The sequence below is a fragment of the Streptomyces aurantiacus JA 4570 genome (assembly GCF_000414115.1).
Lineage (GTDB): Bacteria > Actinomycetota > Actinomycetes > Streptomycetales > Streptomycetaceae > Streptomyces > Streptomyces aurantiacus_A.
The window spans coordinates 1-23,049 of the sequence record NZ_AOPZ01000008.1 but is presented as its reverse complement, the minus strand read 5'-3'; the positions used below and the strand labels follow the sequence as shown (position 1 = coordinate 23,049).

General features: G+C 70.8%; 22 protein-coding genes. 17 read left to right on the top strand and 5 right to left on the bottom strand.

The features are described from left to right. The first annotated feature begins 23 nt into the window (after positions 1-23). Positions 24-809 (top strand): type I methionyl aminopeptidase, encoded by a 786-nt coding sequence (gene map, locus STRAU_RS01225; RefSeq protein WP_016638384.1) that lies wholly within the window; start codon positions 24-26, stop codon positions 807-809. A 25-nt stretch (positions 810-834) separates the two neighbouring features. On the opposite strand, the gene STRAU_RS01220 is transcribed toward map, so the two are convergent. From STRAU_RS01220 to STRAU_RS01210, 3 genes are read right to left on the bottom strand one after another with little or no spacing between them, the layout of a single operon-like run. Further along, positions 835-2,133 (bottom strand): sulfate adenylyltransferase subunit 1, encoded by a 1,299-nt coding sequence (locus STRAU_RS01220; protein ID WP_016638383.1) that lies wholly within the window; start codon positions 2,131-2,133, stop codon positions 835-837. Next, positions 2,134-3,033, bottom strand: a complete 900-nt coding sequence (gene cysD, locus STRAU_RS01215) for a sulfate adenylyltransferase subunit CysD (protein WP_037656932.1) — start codon at positions 3,031-3,033, stop codon at positions 2,134-2,136. Further along, entirely contained in the window at positions 3,030-4,325 is a 1,296-nt protein-coding gene (locus tag STRAU_RS01210; protein WP_016638381.1) for a lysine N(6)-hydroxylase/L-ornithine N(5)-oxygenase family protein, read from the bottom strand. The genes cysD and STRAU_RS01210 overlap by 4 nt, the downstream gene beginning before the upstream one ends. Before the next feature lie 391 nt (positions 4,326-4,716). Between STRAU_RS01210 and STRAU_RS01205 the strand changes: the two genes are divergently transcribed. The 5 genes from STRAU_RS01205 to STRAU_RS01185 all read left to right on the top strand — a co-directional run bounded on the left by STRAU_RS01205 (position 4,717) and on the right by STRAU_RS01185 (position 9,904). Beyond that, positions 4,717-5,367, top strand: a complete 651-nt coding sequence (locus tag STRAU_RS01205) for a 2OG-Fe(II) oxygenase (protein WP_016638380.1) — start codon at positions 4,717-4,719, stop codon at positions 5,365-5,367. Between the two features lie 11 nt (positions 5,368-5,378). Further along, the gene (locus tag STRAU_RS01200; RefSeq protein ID WP_037656930.1) at positions 5,379-6,278 is read left to right on the top strand and encodes a sulfotransferase family protein; all 900 of its coding nucleotides are present in this window, start codon (positions 5,379-5,381) and stop codon (positions 6,276-6,278) included. 90 nt (positions 6,279-6,368) lie between these two features. After that, positions 6,369-6,995: a 2OG-Fe(II) oxygenase gene (locus STRAU_RS01195; RefSeq protein ID WP_016638378.1), complete on the top strand. Its 627-nt coding sequence runs from the start codon at positions 6,369-6,371 to the stop codon at positions 6,993-6,995. Between the two features lie 22 nt (positions 6,996-7,017). Next, complete coding sequence (locus STRAU_RS01190; RefSeq protein WP_016638377.1) at positions 7,018-8,352, top strand: ATP-grasp domain-containing protein; 1,335 nt, start codon at positions 7,018-7,020, stop codon at positions 8,350-8,352. Between the two features lie 202 nt (positions 8,353-8,554). Further along, positions 8,555-9,904: a hypothetical protein gene (locus STRAU_RS01185; protein WP_158691990.1), complete on the top strand. Its 1,350-nt coding sequence runs from the start codon at positions 8,555-8,557 to the stop codon at positions 9,902-9,904. A gap of 29 nt (positions 9,905-9,933) precedes the next feature. On the opposite strand, the gene STRAU_RS01180 is transcribed toward STRAU_RS01185, so the two are convergent. Next, the gene (locus STRAU_RS01180; protein ID WP_016638374.1) at positions 9,934-10,605 is read right to left on the bottom strand and encodes a tyrosine-protein phosphatase; all 672 of its coding nucleotides are present in this window, start codon (positions 10,603-10,605) and stop codon (positions 9,934-9,936) included. 39 nt (positions 10,606-10,644) lie between these two features. Here STRAU_RS01180 and STRAU_RS01175 point away from each other — a divergent pair, with 39 nt between their 5' ends. The 11 genes from STRAU_RS01175 (at position 10,645) to STRAU_RS01125 (ending at position 22,665) form a co-directional block, all read left to right on the top strand. Further along, positions 10,645-11,955, top strand: a complete 1,311-nt coding sequence (locus STRAU_RS01175) for a B12-binding domain-containing radical SAM protein (RefSeq protein ID WP_016638373.1) — start codon at positions 10,645-10,647, stop codon at positions 11,953-11,955. Continuing rightward, entirely contained in the window at positions 11,952-13,106 is a 1,155-nt protein-coding gene (locus STRAU_RS01170) for a pyridoxal phosphate-dependent aminotransferase (RefSeq protein ID WP_158691989.1), read from the top strand. Before STRAU_RS01175 ends, STRAU_RS01170 begins: the two co-directional genes overlap by 4 nt. Next, complete coding sequence (locus tag STRAU_RS41215; protein ID WP_052028910.1) at positions 13,100-13,762, top strand: P-loop NTPase family protein; 663 nt, start codon at positions 13,100-13,102, stop codon at positions 13,760-13,762. The genes STRAU_RS01170 and STRAU_RS41215 overlap by 7 nt, the downstream gene beginning before the upstream one ends. Beyond that, positions 13,756-14,379, top strand: coding sequence for a 2OG-Fe(II) oxygenase (locus tag STRAU_RS41210; protein WP_016638370.1), 624 nt, complete (start codon positions 13,756-13,758; stop codon positions 14,377-14,379). Before STRAU_RS41215 ends, STRAU_RS41210 begins: the two co-directional genes overlap by 7 nt. A 65-nt stretch (positions 14,380-14,444) precedes the next feature. Then, the gene (locus STRAU_RS01155) at positions 14,445-15,827 is read left to right on the top strand and encodes a KamA family radical SAM protein (protein ID WP_016638369.1); all 1,383 of its coding nucleotides are present in this window, start codon (positions 14,445-14,447) and stop codon (positions 15,825-15,827) included. Then, positions 15,827-17,125, top strand: a complete 1,299-nt coding sequence (locus STRAU_RS01150) for a pyridoxal phosphate-dependent aminotransferase (RefSeq protein ID WP_016638368.1) — start codon at positions 15,827-15,829, stop codon at positions 17,123-17,125. Before STRAU_RS01155 ends, STRAU_RS01150 begins: the two co-directional genes overlap by 1 nt. Continuing rightward, entirely contained in the window at positions 17,122-18,585 is a 1,464-nt protein-coding gene (locus tag STRAU_RS01145; protein WP_016638367.1) for a hypothetical protein, read from the top strand. The genes STRAU_RS01150 and STRAU_RS01145 overlap by 4 nt, the downstream gene beginning before the upstream one ends. After that, the gene (locus STRAU_RS01140; RefSeq protein ID WP_016638366.1) at positions 18,582-19,799 is read left to right on the top strand and encodes an ATP-grasp domain-containing protein; all 1,218 of its coding nucleotides are present in this window, start codon (positions 18,582-18,584) and stop codon (positions 19,797-19,799) included. The genes STRAU_RS01145 and STRAU_RS01140 overlap by 4 nt, the downstream gene beginning before the upstream one ends. A gap of 101 nt (positions 19,800-19,900) precedes the next feature. Continuing rightward, a complete protein-coding gene (locus STRAU_RS01135; protein ID WP_016638365.1) occupies positions 19,901-20,695 on the top strand; it encodes a 2OG-Fe(II) oxygenase in 795 nt (264 codons plus the stop codon). Positions 20,696-20,739: 44 nt separating this feature from the next. Beyond that, the gene (locus tag STRAU_RS01130) at positions 20,740-21,351 is read left to right on the top strand and encodes a GrpB family protein (RefSeq protein WP_259299796.1); all 612 of its coding nucleotides are present in this window, start codon (positions 20,740-20,742) and stop codon (positions 21,349-21,351) included. A gap of 15 nt (positions 21,352-21,366) precedes the next feature. Beyond that, the gene (locus tag STRAU_RS01125; RefSeq protein WP_016638363.1) at positions 21,367-22,665 is read left to right on the top strand and encodes an MFS transporter; all 1,299 of its coding nucleotides are present in this window, start codon (positions 21,367-21,369) and stop codon (positions 22,663-22,665) included. Positions 22,666-22,714: 49 nt separating this feature from the next. Here STRAU_RS01125 and STRAU_RS01120 read toward each other — a convergent pair. After that, on the bottom strand, positions 22,715-23,049 hold a 335-nt coding region (locus tag STRAU_RS01120; protein ID WP_037656926.1), incomplete at its 5' end, for an aminotransferase class III-fold pyridoxal phosphate-dependent enzyme.

Sequence of the window (23,049 nt, the reverse complement as noted above, 5' to 3'; positions counted from 1 at the left end):
TGGTCGCATGAGAAGGGCGCCGCATGATCGAGATCCTGAACCCCACCCTGCTGGCCCGGGCAAAAGACACAGGTGCCCTGGTCGCCGACATCCTGCAGACGCTGAGGAGCCGTAGCGCGATCGGCACGAACCTGCTGGACATCGACCGGTGGACCGCGAAGATGATCGCCGATGCGGGAGCGCAGTCCTGCTACGTCGACTACGAGCCGTCCTTCGGGCGCGGCCCCTTCGGCCACTACGTCTGCACGGCCGTCAACGACGCCGTACTCCACGGCCGACCGTACGACTACACGCTCGCCGACGGCGATCTGCTGACCCTCGACCTCGCCGTCTCCAGGGGCGGAGTCGCCGCGGACTCGGCCATCAGCTTCATCGTGGGCGACTCGAAGCCCCCGGAGAGCGTCGCGATGATCAGCGCGACCGAACGCGCGCTGGCCGCAGGAATCGCCGCCGCCGGGCCCGGGGCTCGGGTCGGCGACATCTCCCACGCCATCGGCACGGTCCTCAGCGAGGCGGGATACCCGATCAACACCGAGTTCGGAGGCCATGGCATCGGATCAACGATGCACCAGGACCCGCACGTCCCGAACACCGGACGCCCCGGCCGCGGATACAAACTCCGCCCCGGGCTGCTCCTCGCCCTGGAACCGTGGGTCATGGCGGACACCGCTCAACTCGTCACCGATGCCGACGGATGGACACTCCGAAGCGCGACGGGCTGCCGCACGGCACACAGCGAGCACACGATCGCCATCACGGACACCGGAGCAGAAATCCTCACCTTGCCGAAGCAGGCGCGGCCCTCATAGCCCATTCCACGGGCACGGCCGGGGTTCAGCCCGCCATGCCGGCGGCGAGGGTGGTGCCGTCAGCGGGGTCGATGAGGAGGAAGGAGCCTGTGCGGCGGGAATCGGCGTAGGCATCGACGGCGAGGGGTTCAGCGGTGCGGATCCGGACCTGTCCGATGTCGTTGACAACGAGCTCGCCAGGGGACGGGCGCTGGGAAAGGTCGTCGAGAGTGAGGCGGGAGGGGATGTCCTTGACGATGGCCGTCACAGTGCGGGTGGTGTGTTTGAGGAGCACCCGCTGGCCCACCGTGAGCGGGGTGTCGGCGACGTGGCAGACGGTCGCCTCGATGTCCCGGCTGGTGGCGGGCGCGTCCTTTGACGGTACGAGGAGGTCGCCACGGGAGATGTCGATGTCGCCCTCGAGGAGCAGTGTCACCGACTGGGGCGCCCACGCCACATCCACAGGGGTGCCGAGCAGGTCGATCCCGGAGATGGTCGAGGTGTGCCCGGAGGGCAGGGCGGTGACCGCTTCGCCGACGCGGAAGGTGCCGACGGCGATCTGTCCGGCGTAGCCGCGGTAGTCGGGGTGTTCGGCGGTCCCCGGCCGGATCACGTACTGCACGGGGAAGCGCGCGTGGCCGGTGGCCGGGTCGTGACCGACCGGGACGGTCTCCAAGTGCTCCAGGACGGTCGGGCCGCCGTACCAGTCCATGCTCGAGGACGGCTCCACCACGTTGTCACCGACGAGCGCGGAGATCGGGATGGCGGTGATCTCGGGCACGCCCAGCTCGCCCGCGTAAGTGGTGAACTCCTCAGCGATGGCGGCGAACACCGGCTCGGCGTAGTCGACCAGGTCCATCTTGTTCACCGCGAGCACCACGTGCCGAACGCGCAGCAGCGCGGCGATGGCGGCGTGACGGCGGGTCTGTTCGACGACACCCTTGCGGGCGTCGACCAGGATCACGGTCAGCTCGGCGGTGGAGGCGCCTGTGACCATGTTGCGCGTGTACTGCACATGGCCAGGGGTGTCGGCGAGGATGAACCGTCGCCGCGCGGTGGCGAAGAAGCGGTACGCGACATCGATGGTGATGCCCTGCTCCCGCTCGGCGCGCAGGCCGTCGGTGAGCAGTGCCAGGTCCAGCCTCGTGGCGCCATGGCCGCGCGAGGCCCGCTCGACCGCCTCCAGATGGTCGGCCAGCACCGACTTGGAATCGTGCAGCAGCCGCCCGACCAGGGTCGACTTGCCGTCGTCCACGGAGCCGGCGGTGGCGAACCGCAGGAGCGTGATGGGGGACAGGTCGTCCGGCGGGGTGGTGGCCTTCAGGTTCTCGGCGTGCGTACTCATCTAGAAGTACCCCTCGCGCTTACGGTCTTCCATCGCGGCCTCGGACAGCTTGTCGTCGGCGCGGGTGGCGCCGCGCTCCGTCAGCCGGGACGCGGCGATCTCCGCGATCACGGCCTCCAGGGTGGTGGCGTCGGAGTCGATCGCGCCGGTGCAGGACATGTCGCCCACCGTGCGGTAACGCACCAGGCGCTTCTCCACCGGCTCGTCCTCACGCGGCCCGCCCCAGCCACCGGCGGTCAGCCACATCCCCGAGCGCCGGAACACCTCCCGCTCGTGCGCAAAGTAGATCTCGGGCAGCTCGACACCCTCACGAGCGATGTACTGCCACACGTCGAGCTCGGTCCAGTTCGACAGCGGGAACACCCGCACATGCTCACCGGGCGCGTGCCGCCCGTTGTACAGCTGCCAGAGCTCCGGACGCTGACGACGCGGCTCCCACTGGGAGAACTCGTCCCGCAGCGAGAAAACCCGCTCCTTCGCCCGCGCCTTCTCCTCGTCCCGCCGGCCACCGCCGAACACCGCGTCGAACCGGTGCCGCCGGATCGCTTCGGTCAACGGCACCGTCTGCAGCGGATTGCGGGTACCGTCGGGCCGCTCCCGCAGCTTGCCCGCGTCGATGTACTCCTGCACCGACGCCACATGCAGCCGCAGCCCCCGCCGGGCCACCACACGGTCCCGGTAATCGATCACTTCCGGGAAGTTGTGCCCGGTGTCCACGTGCAGCAACGCGAACGGCACCGCCGCCGGCGCGAACGCCTTCGACGCCACATGCAGCATCACGATGGAGTCCTTGCCGCCGGAGAACAGGATCACCGGCCGCTCGAACTCCCCCGCCACCTCACGGAAGATGTACACCGCCTCGGACTCCAGAGCGTCCAAGTGGGACAGCGGAGCGCTCACTGTGCGACAGACGTGCCGAGCCGCTCCGTGATGCCGGAGAGGAGCGTGCCCGCCCGCAGCGACAGAAGGCTGAAGGAGCCCGCGTCCCCGAGGCCGTGCGTGCTCTCGCACAGCCCGTTGAGGAAAAGCGGCGGCAAGGGCGCGTCGGACTCGGCCGCCGAGAGGGAGTAGTCGCGCGCGACCCGCACCGTGCCCGACGCGTCGACGGCGAGGCGGGGAGCGAGCGGGGACAGGAGTGGTGGATGGGGCTCACCCCGCTCGGAGGCACCGAGGTCCTTGAACCCCGTGGCCAGGACGACGAGTTCGGCCTCGACGGTGGTCCGCTCCCCCGTGTGGCGCTCCTGGAGGTCGAGCACCACACCGTCCGTGGAGAGCCGCGCGGCCAAGACCTCGCTGTTGCGGTGCATGCGCAGCCGGCGACGGCCGTCCAGCTCGTCCTCGTACCGTCGCACGTACAGCGTCTCGATGACGTCGCGGTCCACGGACGAGTAGTTCGTGGGCCGCAGTTGGGCGTCCAGGTCGCTCTTGCCGCGCTCCGACGCGTTGAAGTAGTAGTCCGTGAAGTCCGGCAGGAACGCCTCCTCGGAGAAGGGGCTGGTGTCCTTGAGGCGGTAGCCGAAGCCGCGCGTCACGGTGGTGATCTCGCAGTCAGGGTGCCCGGAGTGCAGGTCGAGGGCGATCTCGGCGGCTCCCTGGCTGGCACCGATCACCGCCACCGAGGTCAGGGGGCCGCTCGCCCTCCGCTGCTCCAGGCGCCAGCGGTAGTCGTTGCTGTGGAACAGCCTGGATCCCAGCACCTGGGCGAAGACGTCGGGAATATAGGGGGTCCGCCCCGTGCCGACGACCAGCACGCGGCCGCGGTGACTGCCGCCGTCCGCGGTCTTCACGACGTAGTGCGGACAGGGGGCGGTCGCCACGCCGATGTCCACCACCTCGCTCTCGTACGCGACCATCGGGGCGCACTCTTCCGCCACCCAGCGGACGTACTGGGCGTAGTCGCGGCGCAGCGGGAAGTGCACGGGAAGGTTGAGGTAGGAGAGCAGCCGTTCGTGCTCGTGCAGGAAGTTGATGAAAGTGTAACGACTGCGCGGGTTGCGCAGAGTGGCGAGATCCCGCACCGGGTGGTTCTGGATGTCGGTGCCCGCCATCAGCATGCCCGGCTGCCACTCGACGTCCGATCGCGCCTCCAGGAAAAGGCAGTTGAGCTGCGGCGCCTCCTCCTTCACCGCCACCGCGAGAGCGATATTCGCGGGCCCGAAGCCGACGCCGATGACATCGTGCACGTCACGCATATCCTCGTTTTCGACGACTGAAAACTGTCCCATAGAGCACCTCCTGATAGAGCACATACGGAACGCGCAATTCCATTGGATGGACGCCGTCGTGCGGATCCCACACGGTTGACGGAATAGGGCCACCTCGCCACCCGCAGCGCGCTGGCGCGAATTACAGCAAGAACGGACATAACTGGTTCAGTCGGGATCACGTTTCAGGCCATCCACCCGAGCCCTTCCGAAGATCAAGAAGGCCAGGCCCGTATGGGCCCGCTCGCTGGATAGCCAAGATATGCACCGCGGTCCGGATCGGTAAACACCATGAGCCCCATTGACCCATGACAGGTCCTCATGTCAGGGTAGTTCAATCTCGAGTCATGTTCCTCTTCGATTCAAGGAGGCTGCTCGGATGCTCAATACCCGAGCGAAGTTCGAGCACATCACCGCCCCCTTCTCCATCTATCTGGCACAGGGCGCGCTCGCTCCGGAGAGAGTGAAGTCTCTCTACGAGACGGCCCCGACTGCCGGCTACAAGCGGATCGAAATCCTCGACCCGGAGCACGAGAAGCAGTACGCGATGAACCTCTTGTCGCTGCAGAAGAACGACGAGAAGATCCCGGAAGTCACCAAGCTCCTGTCGCCGGAGTGGGCCGAACTCCTGGAGGAACTCAGGGGCGCCGAATTCATCGACTGGCTGGAACACGGAACGGGACTCGAACTGCGCCCCCTCGCCACTGAGATCGGGATATACACCCACCAGGACGGCGACTTCATCTCGGTGCACAAGGACAAGGACGACAAGGCGCTGACCGCCATCCTGTACCTCAACCCGGACTGGCCCGTCGACGGCGGCGGCGAGTACGAGGTTCGCCGGTCCTCGGATCCCGCGCAGGAGCCGCACCACCGGATATCGCCTCGCGGCGGGCAGTTCCTGGCCTTTCCTCCGACCGACCGGTCCTGGCACTCCGTCGCCCCCGTGCGCACGGGCGGAGCGGTCACCAGGCTCACCGTCCAGCTCGAATTCTGGCTCGAGAACGGCGGACGGCGTCCCGGCGAGTGAAGGAGCACCCGATGGCGACCGCCAGCAGCACGGCACACTCCGACGGTCGCGACGGCGGACCGGTGCGGAACGCGCACACCCGCCTCGCGGCCCGGCTCAGCGACTGCTACGACACCCGCCTCGTGCTGGTGTCGCCGCCGCGGACCGGATCGACGCCGGTCGCCAGGCTGCTGTGGCAGCACAGCGCCCTGACCCATCACTGTCACGAACCCTTCGAGGCCAGCTATTGGGGCGACGGCCGGGACGGCGGCGTCACCGCCAGCCTGTCCACTCCGATGCGCGTCGCCGACGGGCGGCGCGTGCCGCTCGCCGACGTGCCGTCCGGTGCCGGGCTCCTGCTGAAGGAAATGTCGTTCCAGCTGGACGCCGACCAGTTCCACTACCTCGCCGCGCTGCGCACCGCCCCCTTGGTGTTCGTGATACGGAACCCTGTTCTCTCGACCACGTCCCGGCTGCGCATCGTGCGTGAACTCTACGGTCGCGACACATTCCGTGCCTTCGAATCAGGATGGCAGTCCGTGGACGAACAGATCCGCTTGTGCCGAACTCATGAAATCCCGTACGTGATCGTCGACTCGGACGATCTGCGGAAGGAACCGGTGGCAGTCGGCCAAGCACTTTTCAAGGCTCTCGGCCTTCCTTGGGAAGCCGGCACCGAGGAATGGGAGCCGCGCCCCGGCATGCAATTGGTCTCCCCGGAAGTGGGCAGTCTGATGAGCGAGAAGCGGCAGGCGGACGATCCGTTCTACCGACGCGTGCTCTCCAGTAAGGGAATTCAGTCGGCAGACGCGGTCGACTGGCACGAGCAGGACGCGCTCATCGCCAAGGCCGGACTCACGGATCACGTGGCCGTCTGGAAAGAGACCCATGCGCGGCTGCGCGCCGATCCCAGGTTGATCGGGCTCCCGTAGTCGCACGGGCAGAAGACCTGGAACGTACACCGGGCGGGCGCGAGAGACATCGCGCCCGCAGTCACCCTGAATTCTGCGAGAGGACTCCCTATGATCAACTCGGAGGCCGTTCTCCAGCGGTTGGACGAGCCCTACGTCTACTACACCGCTGACGACGTCGTCTCTCCTCACGACCTGCGTCGGTTGAATGCCGAGACGCCTGATCTCGCTATCTTCGACCGCCGCGTCAAGCGAGGTTCGGAGCACCGCAAGGAATACAACATGTGGCGCTGCGAGCCGGCCGAGAACGGCCGCAGGACTCAGGCCGCGGACAAACTCCCGGCCGCCTGGTCCGAGCTCGTCGACAGCACCCTGTCCACGGAGTTCCGGGAGTGGCTCACCGCCGGTACCGGGGTCGACGTGCGCACCGTCCGCACGACCGTGGGCCTGTATGTCTTCGAGGACGGCGATTTCACCGGCATCGACTCCGGAAAGCTGGAGAAGGCGCTGTCCTTCGGCCTCTACCTCAACGAGGACTGGCAGCGGTCGTACGGTGGCGCATTCCAGGTCTTCACCCACAAGGCACCCGACGCCGAGCCGGTGCGCAGCCTCGTTCCGATCGGCGGGCGTTGCGTCACCATGACCCCCACCGAGTCGACCTGGCACCGCATCGAGCGGGTGGACACAGGAGGCCGGGTTTCCCGCCTACTGCTGATGGTCGAGTTCTGGCGCGACTGACGCCACGGGAGAACGGAACGCGATGGCACACATCCTGTTCGCCGACATGAGCCAGGCCGGACTGCACACGCTGCGCCGGGCGTTGGTCCTCGGGCACACGGTGACCTTCATCCGCGGCACTGCGGTCGAGCACTACACCGTCGACGACTCCTTCCGGGAACTGGTCGGGCGCGTGGACCGGCTCGTCGAGATTCCCGACACATACGACGTCGACGCGCTGTGCTCGGCCATGGCCGCGGTGCACGTACGCCATCCCGTGGACGCGGTGATCAGCCAGTGCGACCCCATGATGGAGGCACTCGCTGTGGCCTGCGAGCGGCTCGGGCTTCGGTTCACCGGCGCCCGGGGTATGCGCAATGCCCGTGACAAGGCGCGGACGCGGGAGGTGCTCGAAGCGGCAGACGTGCCGTCGGCCCGCTTCGCCGTGGCGCACAGCATCGAGGACGCCGTGTCCGCCGCGGGCCGGATCGGGTACCCCGTCGTCGTCAAGCCCGTCAGCGGCATGGACAGCGCCATGGCCCTGCATGCCCGCGGCCCCGCCCAAGTGGCGGCCGCCGCCGGCCGCATCCTCGCCGCCGCAGCCGACCCGGACGCCTTCCCGCCCGTACGCGCCCTGCTCGCCCGGGGGGTCCTGGTCGAGGAGTATTTGGCGGGCGACCTGGTGTCGGCCGAGATCGGCGTGCTCGACGGTGTCACCCATCGCTTCCTGGTGTGCGGCCGTTCCCGGGCCAAGGACAACGACTGCGTGGAGATGGGTGCGGTCCTTCCGGCGAATGTACCCCCGGGCCAGGTCGACGCCTGCTTCCGCTACGCCGAGGAAGTGTGCCGCGTGCTCGGCCTCGACCTCGGGGTGTTCCACGTCGAAATCATGCTGACAGCGCGCGGACCCGTGCTCGTGGAGGTCAACCCACGGGTGATGGGGGGTGTGATGACGCTCCTCCACAAGCTCCTCACGGGGATCGACTTCTGCGACCACGTCATCGACATCCACCTGCTCCGAACCCCGCGCCCCTCACCACCCGCCCCGGACCGAACCGTCACGGCCCGCAGGATCATGCCCCGCGCCGACGGCAAGCTCTCCGACGACCTGGACCTGTCGTGGCTCGACGGGGCGGAACCCGGCATCGTCAACTTCGAGAACTTCCGGCTCGCCCCGGGGACGCCGGTACGCGCACAAGAGGTCCTCGGCCGCTTCGCGGTCATGGGCGACACCTGGGCCGAGGCCATGGCGCGGGCCGACGCGCTCCTGCCCCGCTTCGAGCGGTGCCTCGGCGTCCCCCTGTACCAGTCCGCGCCCGCGGCCGGGCGAGCAGGCCCGCGTGACGGCGTCCCGCAGGAGCCCGCACCCAGCTTCTGAGTGCTTCCGTCACCTCACCCTCGTCACCGCAAGAGCAAACGCGTCGTTCCCCGGGGCACCGAGGACCGGCGCGCCCCCACCCCGCCCACCCCACAGGCCACGCTGCCGTGATGCCCCGCTCGCGGGAGGCACCGCGGGCCGCCGCCGCATCGGTGGCCCGCGTTCAACCGTGCGGCGCTGCCCTCCATGGATGAGAGGCTCCATGAGTGTTCCTGCCGACCACTGCGTCGGGACGACAGCGATCGTCGAAGGCGGCCACCCCTTGAGAGGCCGCGTCACCGTGCCGGGCAACAAGCACAGCATGGTCCTCGGCTTTGCCGCAGCGGTGACGCTCGGCGCCGAACTCACCCTGCGCAACGCGCCCTGGCTGTCCGAGCGTGACGTGCTCGCCCGGACCGTCGAGGGCCTGGGCGGGCGGGTCGACTGTGACCGGGACACCGTCCGCGTCAGCGGCCGCATCACCTCCGGCACTCTGCCGGGGCCGGCCGAAGCGCCGATCCACGGCATCGTCTACCTCCTGCCCGCCGTGCTCGCGGCCCGGGGCGAGGTCACCTTCCGCGGCGCCGGGGGCGACAGTCTGGGCGCCTTCGAGTGGGGCTACAACCGCCCGGTCAAGCACATGCTCGAGGTGGCCGAAGCGTTCGGCGCCCAGTGGGAGCGGCGCGACGGTGCCCTCCATGCCCGGGCATCCCGGTTGCGCCCGGCCACCGTCGACATCCTGCGCTGGTCGCAGGACCCCGCCCGGCCCGCCGGCCCCCGGGTGTCCGGGGCGACCAAGACCGCGCTGCTCCTGGCGGCGGCCGCCCCCGGCACCAGCCTCATCCTCAACCCGCACGAGAAGGAGGCCCCGCACGAACTCATCACTGTGCTGCGCGGCCTCGGCCTGCGCATCGACCAACGGGACGGCGGCTGGGTAGTCCACGGCGGCACGGCGCACACGGCCGCCGAGCACCGGCTCATGCCCGACCCCGTCGAGACGATGACGTGGCAGGCGTTCGCCGCGCTGACCGGTTCCACGCTGGAGATCGACTGCGGCGACCCGGCGCACGTCTTCACCTCCATCCATCGGGAGCTGGCCTTCCTCAACACGCTCGGCATCGAGCCCGTCTTCACCGACGAAGCCGTCATCGTCGGTCCCGCGAAGGGCAGTTACGCGGGCGCCGATCTGATCGCCGAGTCGACTGGCATCTCCACGGACATCGCGCCCCTGCTGGCAGTCCTGCTGCTCGGGGCGGACAGCGATTCCGTGGTGGAGGACCGGGTCTGGGCCGGCCGCTACGGCTATGCGGAACCACTGCGGCGCATGGGAGCACGCATGCGGGTGCGCGGCCGGCGACTCCTCGTCGGCCCGTCGGTCCTGAGCCCGCCCGGCGCTCCGCTGCGCCCCGCCGACACCCGCAGCACGGCCGTGTGCCTCGCCGCCGCCCTGGCGACGCCGGGAACAACGACGGTCGGCGGCCTCGACCACCTCGTCCGCGGCTACGCGGCCCTGTTGCCGCGGCTCACCGACGTGGGCGCGCGCATCGAGTTGGCGCAGGGGGCGGCGGCATGATCCGCGTCGGAGGGCCCCTGCGTCCGGCCTCAGGACGGCCGGCGCAACAGGCCCCCGCGCAGCGCGTACACGTCGGCTTCGGGCACTCCGTGGGCGAGCACATACGCTTCCACGCCGCCGTAACGTTCGTCGACCGTGTGCAGCAGGGTCGCGAGAGCGGGCGTACCGGCGCCGAAGCGGCGCACCAGTTCGTCGGTGCTGACGCCGCGTACCCGCGCGTACTCCGCCATCGCGACGTCGCAGCCGCTGGCCGCCGTCAGCGCGGCGCGGTCGGCCGCGAGGATGTCCGCCACCGGTACGTCCAGCAGGCGCAGCAGCAGGGCGATCGTCACGCCGGTGCGGTCCTTGCCGAGCGAGCAGCCGATGACTGTGCCGTGCGAAAGGCCGTCGGCGACGGCCCGGATCACGGCACCGATCGACTCGCCGCACTGCCCCACCATGTCCTGGTAGAGCGCGGCGTACTGAGCCTCGAGCGGGCGTCCGCTCAGCCGTCGCGCCACGCCCGGCACATCGATCGGCAGATGACGCATCCGCCCGGCGTCCTCGGGCAGCGGCCCGCGCTCCGGAGTGCTGCGCAGGTCGATGCGTCCGGCCCGCGCCGGAAGGCACGCGTCGGCCGCCGGGCAGCCCCGCAGGAGGGTCCAGCCCGTACGAAGGACACGGCCCGGGAGCAGTCCACCCACCGCGTCGGCGACGTCCACGACGTGGCCCCGCGAGACCTGTGAGAGGGAGCATCCGCCATGAAGGTTCTTGTGCTGTGGCCGCCCCAGGTGCCCAGCTATTTCAACGCCGGGCACCATCTGACCGTCTTCAACGTCGCCAGTCATCTCCGTGCCGTCTGCCCCTTCGCCCAGGTCCGCGCCGTTGACGCGGCGGCTCTCAACGTCACCTGGAAAGCCCTCGGTGACCTGCTGATGGACCAGCCTGACGTGGTGGCGCTCGCCAATGACTTCGACTCCGTCGACGCACTCGGCCGGACCGTCCGATACACCCGTGAGCTGGCGCCCCGGGCCACCATAGTCACGTTCGGACGGCTCAGCGCACAACTGCCCGACTTCTTCCACCAGTTCGACCTCGACGCCGTCGTCGGCCCGGGTGACCCGGAGACCGGCGTGGAGGATGTCGTGCGGTCCTTGGCCGAGGGCCGCGGCGTGCCGGGCTCGGTGTGGTCCCGGGACCAGGGCGAGTGGCGGGCACCCGCCTCCCCGCCCCGCCTGCTGAAGGCCGACGAGCTGCCGTTCCCGGACGTGTCGGAGATCCCGTACCGGGCGTACGACCGGCTGTACGTCGACGACTCAGCCCGCTTCTGCGGCATCCCCGAGCGACGCGAGCTGGTCGTGCCGGTGGCCCGCGGCTGCCCGGTCGACTGCGACTTCTGCGACATCCCCGGCCGGGAGGGCAAGGCCGAACGCCGTCAGCCCGTCGACCGGGTCGTCGCGTTCGTACGCGACGCGACCGCGCGCATGCCCTTCGACTACGTGTCGATGTACGCACCGACGTTCACCCTGCGCCGCCCCTGGGTCCTGGACTTCTGCACCGCGTACGAGGAGTCGGGCATCGGCCTCCCCTGGAAGTGCACGACGACGCTGCATCACCTGAACGACGAACTGGTGCGCCGCATGGGCGAGAGCGGCTGCGTACGGATCAGCGTGGGCCTGGAGACCCTGGAGCCCGCCGGCCACGCGGCGCTGCCGCGCGCCAAGCACGTGGCCCAGGAACGCTTCCAGGCCACCGCTGAGGCATGCCGCGCGGCGGGGATCGAGCTCAACTGCTTCGTCATCCTCGGGCTTCCCGGCACTTCACCGGAGGGAGTGACGCACACCATCGAGGCCGTGCGCGAGGTCGAGGGGCGAGTGCGGCCGACGATCTACACCGACTTCGGGCAGATGAGCGCGGACATGGACACCCCGGCGATCGCCGCCTTCAACCGCCAACTGTTCCGGGCCGGCCAACGCCCTTCGGAGGCCGATTGGTACTACCAGGTCATGTTCGACCCGCAGGCCCCGGCCACAAGGGTCTTCGAGAGGATCCCCCGGAGGGCACCGGAATGACAGCCCCGTCCGCGAGCCCACGCGAGGTGCCCGCCGCCGACGCGCCGGAGTGGATACGCGACCTGTTCCTCACGCAGGCCGGGGAGGTACAGCCGTACTGGCGCAGTCGGGTGGGCGGGGCGGTCAACCTGGCCAACAACGAGATGCGCCACCCGCGCGTCGAGGAGCTCATCCGTGCGGCGGCCGCCCGTCTGCTGCCCGAGGACTGGACTTCCTACCCCGACTACGTCCGTGCGCGCGCGCAATTCGCGGAGCTGCTCGGGGTCCCCGCCGACCGACTGCTGTTCACCGCCGGTTCGGACCAGACGTACCGCGCGGTGTTCCAGGCCCTGACCGCGCCCGGCACACAGGTGATCACGCAGGTCCCCAACTACGAGCAGATCTTCCCCTACGCCGCGCTGGGCGGGCTGTCCGTGCACGGCGTCGCCCATCGGCCGGGCACCGGCTTCCCGCTCCCGGCGTTCCTCGACGCCGTGAGCCGAGCCGCTCCCGGGAGTCTGGTGACGGTGTCCAATCCCAACGGGCCCACCGGCGCCTGGTGGCCGCCGCACGACCTCGAAGCGCTCGTCGACGCCTGTGCCGCGCGGCGCTGCCTCCTGCTGATCGACGAGGCGTACGGCGCCTTCGCCCCTGCCACCGTCCTGAACCTGGCGCCGCGCCGGCCGCACGTCGTCGTGGTGCAGTCCTTCAGCAAGGCATTCGGACTCGCGGGCGCCCGCCTGGCCGTCTGCGTGTGCGGCAGCCCGGAGGTCGCCGACCACATCCAACGGTGGAACGTCACCAACCCGGTCAGCGGTCCCGCCCTCGCGGTGGCGGCCGACCTCGCTGGGCGCGTCACCGAAATGGCCGACGTATACGCCGAGCTGGCGGCCTCGCGGGCGCGCCTTCGCGAGCTGGTGCCGGAGCTGGTGGGCGGGCGGGCCGAGGAATCCTTCGGCAACTTCCAGCCGGTGCGCTGCCCGGACGCGGACACCGCGGCCCGCTGCGTCGCGGGGCTCGCGAAGCGCGGGTTCGCCATCCGTCACCTCGTGCGGTTCGGCCTGCCCGAGTACATCCGGATCTCCACCGCCGACCTGCAAACGACGGACCGGCTCATCACTGCGCTGGAACAAACCGTCCGGGACACCCCGAGGAGGTCCACGAGGTGCTGAACCCGCCGGTCACCGGCCCACCGGACTCCGCGGGCCGGCTCCGCGGCGCGCGCCGCATTTTGGTCGTCGGCTGCCCGGGCGCCGGGAAGACGACCTTCGCGGTGCGGCTCGCGACCGTCCGCGGCCTGCCCGTACACCACCTGGACGACCTGTACTTCACGGCGGGCTGGACGCCGCGCCCGAAGGGCGAATGGCACGCGACGCTCGACGCGCTCTGCGCCACGTCCGAATGGATCATCGACGGCAACCACCTCAGCACGCTCGCACGCAGGCTGCCTCACTGCGACGCCGTGGTCGTCCTGGACCGGGCACCCCCGCTGTGCCTGGCCTCGTATCTCCTGCGGATGCTGCGGTACGCGCGCGCCCCCCTGGGCGTGCTGCCGCACTTCATGCGGCGCCCGGACGGACGGCGTGCCGTGGCCGACCGGCCGCTGGTCTTCGCCCGCTTCATCCTCACCTTCCGGCGCCACCAACTCCCTTCGGTGCTGGGGGAACTGGCCGCCCGGCCGGAGCTGCCCGTGGTCCGGCTGCGCACCCACGCCGATGCGCGAGCCGTCCTGGATCGACTCTCGGCGCGGCCCGGGACACGGGCGCGGCCAGGGCCCCGGGATTCCGACGTACGCCGAACTCGCCCTGGGAGAGACACGTCGTGCTGAACCTCGCCGCCTTCACCGCCGCGACGCTGCATCGTGAACCGTTCCGCTGGGGACGCGTCGAGCACGCGTTCACCAGCGGCACCGCGGCGCGCGAGGTCGCGGACACCTTCCCGCTCGACCGAACCCGCCTGCGGGAGTCGCGTCCGGCTGCGGAGAAGGCGTACCGAATGTTCTCCTGCCCGCTCGTGGACGGGGGCGAGCGGCTCGACGCGGCCCACGGCCTGCCCGCGACCTGGGCGGAGTTGGTGGCGCAACTCCTCTCATCGCCCTTCACCCGGGCCCTGGCCCAGGCCACGGGCCAGGCCCTGGAAGAGAGTTCCCTGGAGATACGCGCCTCCGCGTACGCCGACGGATGCTTCCTCGGACCGCACACCGACCGTGCCGACAAGGTCCTTTCCGTGGTGCTGTACCTGGAGCCGCAGTGGTCGCCCGCCCACGGCGGGGAGCTGAGCATCCTGCGCTCGTCCGACCCCCGGGACGAGGCGGCACGAATCGAGCCCCGCCTCGGCACGGCGGCGCTCCTGGTCCGCTCCGACCACTCCTGGCACCAGGTACTGCCGGTGCGGACGCAGGGAGGTGGTCTGCGCCGCAGCGTCCTCATCCATTACTGGCTATGAGACCTCGTGACCGAGCCGCCGCCGTTCGCCCAGCAGCCCCCGATCCGCAGCACTCTGGAGCCTTTGTGAACCGTGCAGCCCTCACCATCACCGGCCAGGACACCGACGGAGTGAGCCGGTTCCGGGCCTACGGCGTCCGGCAACTCGACCGCATCGCCAAGCGGTTCGGCCTGTCCGGCGAGACCCTGGAAGCCGTACGCCTGGTCTCCCTGGTGCTGCCCTTCCGGGTCAACGAGTACGTTCTCTCCGAGCTCATCGACTGGGCCCGGGTCCCCGACGATCCTGTGTTCCAGCTCGTCTTCCCCCAGCCGGGCATGCTCGCGTCCGAGGACGCGGCCCAAGTGGCCGACGCGGCCGTCCGGGCCGATCGGGGCGAGCTGGCCACGGTGGTGGCCGCCGTCCGGAGCCGGCTCAATCCTCACCCCGGGCAGCAGATCGAGCTGAACGTGCCGAGCGACGCCGAGGGTGCGCTCCCCGGGGCACAGCACAAGTACCGCGAGACCCTGCTCTACTTCCCCGGCAACGGTCAGACCTGCCATGCCTACTGCACGTACTGCTTCCGCTGGGCGCAGTTCGTCGGAGACCCCGACCTGCGCTTCACGGCACCCGGGCCGGAACGGGTCGTCGGATATCTGCGGCAGCACCCCGAAGTCAATGACGTGCTGCTGACGGGCGGGGATCCGATGGTGATGTCCGCGGAGACCCTGCGCCGCCACCTGGAGCCGCTGCTCGGCGTGCGCAGCGTGCGCACGATCCGCATCGGCACCAAGGCGGTGGCGTACTGGCCGCAGCGCTTCGTCACCGACGCGGACGCCGACGACACGCTGCGGCTGTTCGAGCGGGTGGTGCGCTCGGGTCGGACGCTGGCCGTGATGGCGCACTTCAGCCACGACCGCGAGCTGGAGCCGGACCTGGCACGACGGGCGCTCGGGCGGATTCGCGACACCGGCGCGGTGATCTACTGCCAGGCCCCGCTGATCGCCCGGGTGAACGACGACGCGCGGGTGTGGGAGCGGCTGTGGCGTGCCGAAGTCGCCGCGGGAGCCGTCCCGTACTACATGTTCGTCACCCGTGACACGGGGCCGAGAGACTATTTCAAGGTGCCGCTCGCGCGCGCCGCGAGCATCTTCCGCGAGGCGTACAGCGCGCTGCCGGGGCTCGCCCGCACCGTGCGCGGCCCGGTGATGTCCACGACGCCGGGCAAAGTCGTGGTGGACGGGGTCGACGACGCGGGCGACTGCCTGCAGCTCCGGTTCCTCCAAGCCCGTGACCCGCTGCTCGTCGGCAGGCCGTTCCGCACCCGTTGTCGGCCGGGCGCGTCCTGGCTGGACGAACTGACCCCTGTCCCGGGCACCCCGGCCGACCTGGCGCGCGCGGTCGCCACCCCGGCGCTGCCGGCCGGCATACCGCCCGCACGGGACGAAACCGCACCGGACAAGGAGGAGTAGTGGTCGCGCCCCTCGATGTCGGGCACAGGTTCCAGCAAGCCTCGAACCTGGCGCTCAACGAAGTCGTCGCCCGTCGCCGGGCCGCCGGCGAACCTCTGGTGCACCTCGGCTTCGGCGAGTCCCTCCTGCCCGTGCCGCCCGCCGTCCGTGACTGGCTCGCGGACGGCGCGGGTCGTACCGCGTACGGCCCTGTCGCGGGCGACACCGCCGTGCGCGCCGCCGTCGCCGGGTACTGGGAGCGCCGCCGCCTGCCCACGGCCCCGGAGCAGATCATCGTCGCGCCCGGCAGCAAACCCCTGCTCATGGCCTTGATGGCGGTGGTGGACGGCGATGTGCTGCTGCCCCGGCCGTCCTGGGTGACGTACGCGCCTCAGGCCCGCCTCCTCGGACGCCCCGTGCACCATGTGCCGATCTCGGCACGGTACGGCGGTGCCCCGGACCCGGACGCCCTGCGCGAGACCGTCCGGGGCGCCCGGCGACGTGGCGGGCGGCCGCGGCTGCTGATCCTCACGTTGCCCGACAACCCCACCGGGACCCTCGCGCCGCCCGAGGCGATCCGTCGGCTGTGCGCCGTGGCCGCCGACGAGGACCTGCTCATTGTGTCGGACGAGATCTACCGGGACCTGATGCACTCTCCGGACCTGCCGTTCCTCGGCCCGGCCGAGGTCGCAGGCGACCGCACGGTCGTGACGACGGGGCTGAGCAAGACCCTTGGCCTCGGTGGCTGGCGCATCGGCGCCGCCCGCTTTCCGGAGGGCCCCCTCGGCGCCGGACTGCGCGCGGGTGTGCTGGCCGTGGCCAGCGAGGTCTGGTCGACGCTCGCCGGGCCCATGCAGGAGGTGGCGACCCGGGTCTTCGCCGAGCCGCCCGAGATCACCGCGCACGTCCGCGCCGGCGCTCGGCTGCACGGCATCGTCACCCGCGCCGTCCACCGGATCGTCACCGCCGCCGGGGCCGACTGCCGCGCCCCGGACGGTGGTTTCTACCTGTACCCGGACTTCGCGCCCGTACGGCACCGGCTGCGCGAGCACGGTGTGACGGATGCGGAATCCCTCCAGCGTCATCTGCTGGACAGGCTGGGTGTCGCCGTCCTCGGCGGCCACCACTTCGGCGACACCCCCACGGCCCTGCGGTTCCGCATCGCCACCAGCCTGCTCCACGGCGACGACGACGAACAGCGTGGCCTCGCGCTGCGCTCCCCCGCACCGGAGCGCCTCCCCCACGTCGCCTCCGCACTGGCCCACCTCACCCACGCCTTCGGCACCCTGACCGCCGGGGAAGGAACCACGCCCGCATGACCGACCGGACACCCGCACCGGCCGCCCGGCCGCACCTGACGAGCCATCACCAGGTTCTCGACGACGCCGTCGAGGCGCTGCACCGCCACTGGCGCGGCCGGCGCGTCTTCCTTCTGGCCAACCAGTTCACGCACAGCGCGCAGCTGCTCATCGACGAGGTCGAGGCGTGCGGCGCCACCCTGGCCGGGATCATCAGCCGTACCCACCGGCCGCAGGACGTGGCCGCACCCGTGTTCAGTTTCGCAGAGCACGGAATCGAGCTCGCCCCGCACGAGTTCGAGGACCACCTCACCCAGGCGCCAAAGGTGCTGCGGAAGTGGCTCGACGAGCACGACGCCGGTCGCTCGTGCACGGTCCTCGGCAGCATCTGGACCACCATGCCCCGGCTGTGCGGGAGGCCGGTGCACGGCTGGCGCAGGCACGAGTGGGCGGCGTGGGAGGACAAGGTCCGCGTCGAGCAGCTGTGGGCCGACGCCGCCGTGCCCTCACCCCGCCACACGATCGTGCCGCTCGACGCCCCGGGCTTGTACACCGAGGCCGCGCGCCTCGACGGTGGCCGGGGCGTGGTTCTCGCCATGGACTCCAGCCGCGGCATCCCGGGAGGCGGCGGCCGGGGCCTCGCCTGGGTCCGGAGCCGGGCCGAACTCGACGCCGCCGTCGCGTCGTTCGCAGGCCGCGCCGACCGGGTGCGGATCGCCGAGTTCGTTCCCGGCGTCCCGTGCAGCACCCAGGCCCTGGCGCTCGACACGGGCATCGCGGTGTTCGACCCCGCCGAGGAGGCCATGCTGCGCCACCCGGGTACCGGGCGGTTCTACTACGCCGGTACGTCCACGTGGTGGCGGCCGCCCGCACCGGAGCGACGGACCATCGAGGCGTACGTGCGCCGCACCGGAGAACTGCTGGTCTCGCTCACCGGATACCGGGGCATCTTCACCGTCGACGGGCTCCTCACCGCCCGGGGTTTCCTCGCCACCGAGATGAACCCGCGCGGCGCGGGCGGCCTCGGCTTCAGGCCCGGCCGGCCTGACTTTCCCAGCTACCTCTTCCACCGGGCGGCGCAGGAGAGCGTGCCCGGCGTCGTCGACCTGCCCGCAGACGCCGTACAGGCCGCGTTCCGGGATGTCATCGCCGGCCGCCCCTCCTTCTCCGGGGCGCTCACACCCGGCAGCGGCCCGGCCGCCCCCGCGGAACCCGGCCCCGCGCCCGGAACCCACCGGTACACCACTCCCCGATCCCGCATGACCATCGACTACCGGTACGAGGGCACGTCGGCCCGCGTCGTCGAGCTGACCCCGACCACTGAGGACGGAGCCGTGGGCCCGGCGGTCGCCGAGTTCGCGCACTTTCTCGGCAACCCCGGCCTCGTCGGCTTCGAAGACGACTCGGTCCGGTCCACGCTGGGCCCGGCCGGCAAGCACGGCAGCGAGCCAACGGTCCCCGCGGCAGGGGGGACGGCATGACCTTCCTGGTCCTGAACCGGCGCAGAATCCTCACGGATCTGGCCGAATGGTTCCCGGACAGTCGCACTCGGCTCGTCGTCCTCACCGACCGCCGGGCCCTCGCCGGCGCGGACCCCGCCGACGTCGCCTCCTCGTTCCTGGCCTTCGAGGTGACCGACGACTACACGGGCGAGGCCACCGGACGCCGCGCCGAGGAACTGTGCCGGAGGCACGGTGTCACCCGCGTCCTCACCACTGCCGAAACCGACCTGGTGCGGGCAGCGCGGCTGCGCGAGCGGCTCGGCCTGCCCGGCCAGGACGTCACCGGCGCCACCGCGTACACGGACAAGCACGCCATGAAGACGGCGGCCGCCGCGTCGGGTGTGCCCGTCGCGGCGATGCGTGTGATCGACGGCGCCGACGCCCTCACGGAATTCGCCGCCGAGGTGGGGTTCCCGTTCGTACTGAAGGAGGTCGCCGGGGCGGCAGCCATCGGCATGTCCGTGCTCACCGACGAGCTGGCCCTCAAGCAGGCCGTCGAGCGCTGGCAGCCGGGCGGGCCCGGCGGGCGCATGCTCGCCGAAGAGTGGATCGAGGGCGCCGTGTATCACGTCAACGGGCTGATGAGCGACGGTGTCGTCCTGCAGAGCTGGCCCTCGCGCTATCTGCACACGCAGTGGAGCAACTTCCACGAAGCGGCGCCGTATGTCAGCGGCATGCTGCATCCCGACGAGCCGCTGTTCGCCCGGCTGCAGGACGCGACGGCCACCGTGGTGGCCGCGCTGCCCCCGGCGCCCGGGATTCTGCCGTTCCACGCCGAGCTCTTCCACACGCCCGACGAAACCATCGCGCTCTGCGAGATCGCCTGTCGAGCGGGCGGCGCCGGGATAGTCGACATGCACGAGCGCGCCTTCGGCATCAACCTGTACCGCGCTGGGCTGCTCGGCCAAGCGGGCCGCGGTGACGAGGTGACGTGGAACGGTCCCGGCACGCGCCTCGGCTACGGCTGGTTCCCGCCACAGCGCGGCGTCCTGCGGGCCGTGCCCGGCCGCTGCACCTTGCCCCGCGCCCTCACATACACCACGAGCGCGACACCGGGACACCGGTACGAAGGCCCGCGCTCCGCCGTCGACACCCTCGCGGAACTGCACTTCTCCATCGACGACGACGAGCCTCTGGTCCCCGTCCTGCACGAGGTGGAGCGGTGGTGGACGGACGCCGTGCGCTGGGACTGACCCATGCCCACGGCGCACGGGAACCTGTGGCACCGAGCCCCCCCCGGGAGACAACCCGGGCCGACCTGACACCACCAGAGACACCGAAAGGACCCGCTGACATGACCTCAGCCACTGTCCGCGCGTCGGTCAGCTCCGAGCTGACCACCGACAGCCTGCTCGCGCTGTCCGAGCGCCGGATCGCCGCCATCCACGTCAAGGGGTTCCACGACCGGGACATGGCCCACGCCGTGGCCGAGCAAGCCCTCACCCACGAGGCGCTCGGCTCGTACCACAAGGAACTCGCCAGCAGCGTCGGCCGGGTGCACATGCCGCACGTCGACACCGCGCACGACGCGTCGCTGACCGACACCTACCATCGGCATGCGTTGGCGGCGATCCACGACGTGCGGTCGATGTTCGCTCCCTACCCCTCGCCCGTGGACCGGCTCAGGCTGTTGCTCCAAGAGGTGTGGCCGGGCGGGGCCAACCTCCTGCGGCTGAACGGCCGCACCTGCTTCATCGGCGCTCTGCGCGTGTTCCGGCCCGGCGTGTCGCAGCTCCTTCCGCACAACGACCGGCTGCACCAGGAGACGGACGCCCCCGAGGCGCGGAACCTGACGGAGCAGTTCACCGCCAACGTCTATCTGCGGGTGCCCGAGACAGGCGGAGACCTGCGCCTGTGGCTGCGCGAGCCGGACGAGGCGGAGACGGAGCGGATCCTGGCCGTCGAAGGGCTCGACCCGTCGACGATCGAGCCGCCCGCGCTCACCATCCACCCGGACGCCGGAGACCTCATCATGTTCAGCTCCGCGATGCTCCACGCGGTCGCCCCGTCCAGCGCGGGGCCGCGCGTGGGCATGGCCATGTTCATCGGTTGTACAGACGCCAAGGCCCCTTTGGTTTACTGGAGTTGATCAGAACCCGGGACCAGTTGACCGACCAGGAACAGGAGCTTCCCGTGCCCGAGCAGGAGATCGAACGCCTCTCCATGACGACCGAGGAGATCGCAGCGGCCAACCTCGGCACCGCGCCCAAGCTCAACGACCAGGTCGTCCTGCGCGAGCACGACCCGCGGTGGTCCGAGGTCTTCGAGACCGAGGCCGCACGCGTACGGGAGTCGCTGGGCGCCCTCGACCACCGCGTCGAGCACGTCGGCTCCACCTCGGTCCCGGGCCTGCCGGCCAAGCCTGTCATCGACATGCTCCTGATCGTCCCCGACTCCGCCGACGAGCCCGCCTACGTACCCGCACTCGAACGACTCGGCTTCACCCTCGTCATCCGCGAACCGGACTGGTACGAACACCGCGTCCTGCGCGAAGAGTTCCCGGACGGCCCCGACCGCAGCGCCGAGTCGGTCAACCTGCACGTCCTGTCGGCCGGCTGCCCGGAGAACGACCGCATGCTGCTCTTCCGCGACCGGCTGCGCACTCACGACGGCGACCGCGCGCTCTACGCCGACACCAAACGCTCGCTCGCACAGCAGAACTGGGAGTACATGCAGAACTACGCCGACGCCAAGTCCGACGTCGTCGCGGGCATCCTGGAACGGGCCGCGGCCGATGCCGGCTGACCCGGACCGGGGCGCATGAGGGCCAGGTCGGGCCTGTTGCGGGACCGGGACTTCCTGCTGTTCTTCACCGCCCGGACGGCATCCCTGACCGGTAACGTGATCGCCCCGCTGGGCCTGGCCTTCGCGGTACTCGCGCTTCCCGACGGCACGCCCACTCAGCTCGGTCTGCTCCTCAGCGTCCGTACGGTCGCCCAGCTCACGCTCGTGCTGCTCGGCGGCGTGCTCGCGGACCGGTTCCCGCGCCGGCACCTGATCGTCATCGGGGACGTGACCGCGGGCTGCTCCCAAGCGATTACCGCGGCTCTGTTCCTGTCCGGAACCGTGCCGATGGGAGTGCTCGCCTTCCTCGCCGCGGTCAACGGCGCCTCATCGGCGGTGAGCCAGCCCGCAGGCATCGCGCTCGTCCCGGAGATCGTGCGCACGGAACAGCTCCAGTCGGCGAACGCCCTGCTGCGCCTGGCAGCCAACGTCGCCCGCGTCGGCGGCGCGTTCGTCGGCGGCGTACTCGTGGCGGCGGCCGCGCCGGGCTGGGCCCTCGCCGCCGACGCCGCCACGTTCCTGCTCTCCGCCGTGCTGCTGTTGCGCATCCAGCCGCGTCCGGCACCCGGCGCGGGGGCCGGCGTCGCCGGCACAGAGAAGAGGCCGGGGCTCCTGGCCGAACTGGGCTCCGGTTGGGCCGAGTTCCGCGCGCTTGCCTGGATGTGGCCCGTCGTCGCCCAGTTCGCCGTCGTCAACGCCTGCTTCGGCGGGGCCGTGATGGTGCTGGGCCCGACGGTGGCGCAACGCGACTGGGGCGGGCCGTTCGCCTGGTCGGCGGTCCTCGCCGCGCACTCCGCCGGGTTCGTCGCCGGCAGCCTGATCGCCCTCCGGTTGCGCCCACGCCGCCCGCTGCGCTCAGCCGTCCTCGCGACCTTTGGTTTCGTCCCCTCGTACGTACTGCTCGCCACCGGCGCACCCGTGTGGCTGACCGCCACGAGCATGCTGCTCGCCGGAGCGTGCCTCGACGTGTTCGAAGTGCTGTGGCGCACGGCGGTCCACACACACGTGCCCGCCCACGCCATGGCCCGAGTCAGCTCGTACGACTCATTGGCGTCGTTCGTCTGCACACCTCTGGGCCTGGCCGCCGCGGGCCCGGCGGCCGCTCAGTTCGGCACGACGGCGACAGTGCTGTGCAGCGGATCCCTGGTGCTGCTCGCCACGTCGCTCGCGCTCCTCTCGCCCGCGGTGCGCGCGCTGCGGTCCACCGTGCCCGACGCGTCGGTCGCCGCCCCAGAGATGCGTACGACGGCACGGCCCTCAGGCTCCGACGAGTGAGGCCACGGGCGCCCGGGCTCTGAACGTCACGCAGGGCCCGGCCGGGCGCTCACGCGGTGTCGCGAACAGCCCGGCCGAGAATCCGCAGCCCCTCCTCCAGTTCGTCGCACGTGATGGTGAGGGCCGGCAGCAACTTCACGACCCGATCGCGCGTGCCTGAGGTCTCGATGAGCAGACCGATGTCGAAGGCCCGCCTGGCAACGGCGCTCGCACGCCCCTCGTCGCGGAACTCCAGGCCCCATACGAGGCCCCGTCCGCGGTACGTCACCACGTCCCCCGGCCGCTCATCAGCCATTGCGCCGAGCGATCGGGCCATCTGCTCATTGCGGACGCGCGTCTGTTTTTCCATCGCGGGTCCGTCGGTCCAGTACGTCTCCAGGGCGG

Bases quoted from the DNA above. Each gene is read 5' to 3' on its own strand.
- STRAU_RS01205 (WP_016638380.1), top strand. From the start codon at position 4,717: ATGCTCAATACCCGAGCGAAGTTCGAGCACATCACCGCCCCCTTCTCC.
- STRAU_RS01195 (WP_016638378.1), top strand. From the start codon at position 6,369: ATGATCAACTCGGAGGCCGTTCTCCAGCGGTTGGACGAGCCCTACGTC.
- STRAU_RS01185 (WP_158691990.1), top strand. From the start codon at position 8,555: ATGAGTGTTCCTGCCGACCACTGCGTCGGGACGACAGCGATCGTCGAA.
- STRAU_RS01200 (WP_037656930.1), top strand. From the start codon at position 5,379: ATGGCGACCGCCAGCAGCACGGCACACTCCGACGGTCGCGACGGCGGA.
- STRAU_RS01210 (WP_016638381.1), bottom strand. From the start codon at position 4,325: ATGCGTGACGTGCACGATGTCATCGGCGTCGGCTTCGGGCCCGCGAAT.
- STRAU_RS01125 (WP_016638363.1), top strand. From the start codon at position 21,367: ATGAGGGCCAGGTCGGGCCTGTTGCGGGACCGGGACTTCCTGCTGTTC.
- STRAU_RS01135 (WP_016638365.1), top strand. From the start codon at position 19,901: ATGACCTCAGCCACTGTCCGCGCGTCGGTCAGCTCCGAGCTGACCACC.
- STRAU_RS01140 (WP_016638366.1), top strand. From the start codon at position 18,582: ATGACCTTCCTGGTCCTGAACCGGCGCAGAATCCTCACGGATCTGGCC.
- STRAU_RS01220 (WP_016638383.1), bottom strand. From the start codon at position 2,133: ATGAGTACGCACGCCGAGAACCTGAAGGCCACCACCCCGCCGGACGAC.
- map (WP_016638384.1), top strand. From the start codon at position 24: ATGATCGAGATCCTGAACCCCACCCTGCTGGCCCGGGCAAAAGACACA.
- STRAU_RS01145 (WP_016638367.1), top strand. From the start codon at position 17,122: ATGACCGACCGGACACCCGCACCGGCCGCCCGGCCGCACCTGACGAGC.
- STRAU_RS01175 (WP_016638373.1), top strand. From the start codon at position 10,645: ATGAAGGTTCTTGTGCTGTGGCCGCCCCAGGTGCCCAGCTATTTCAAC.
- STRAU_RS01190 (WP_016638377.1), top strand. From the start codon at position 7,018: ATGGCACACATCCTGTTCGCCGACATGAGCCAGGCCGGACTGCACACG.
- STRAU_RS01170 (WP_158691989.1), top strand. From the start codon at position 11,952: ATGACAGCCCCGTCCGCGAGCCCACGCGAGGTGCCCGCCGCCGACGCG.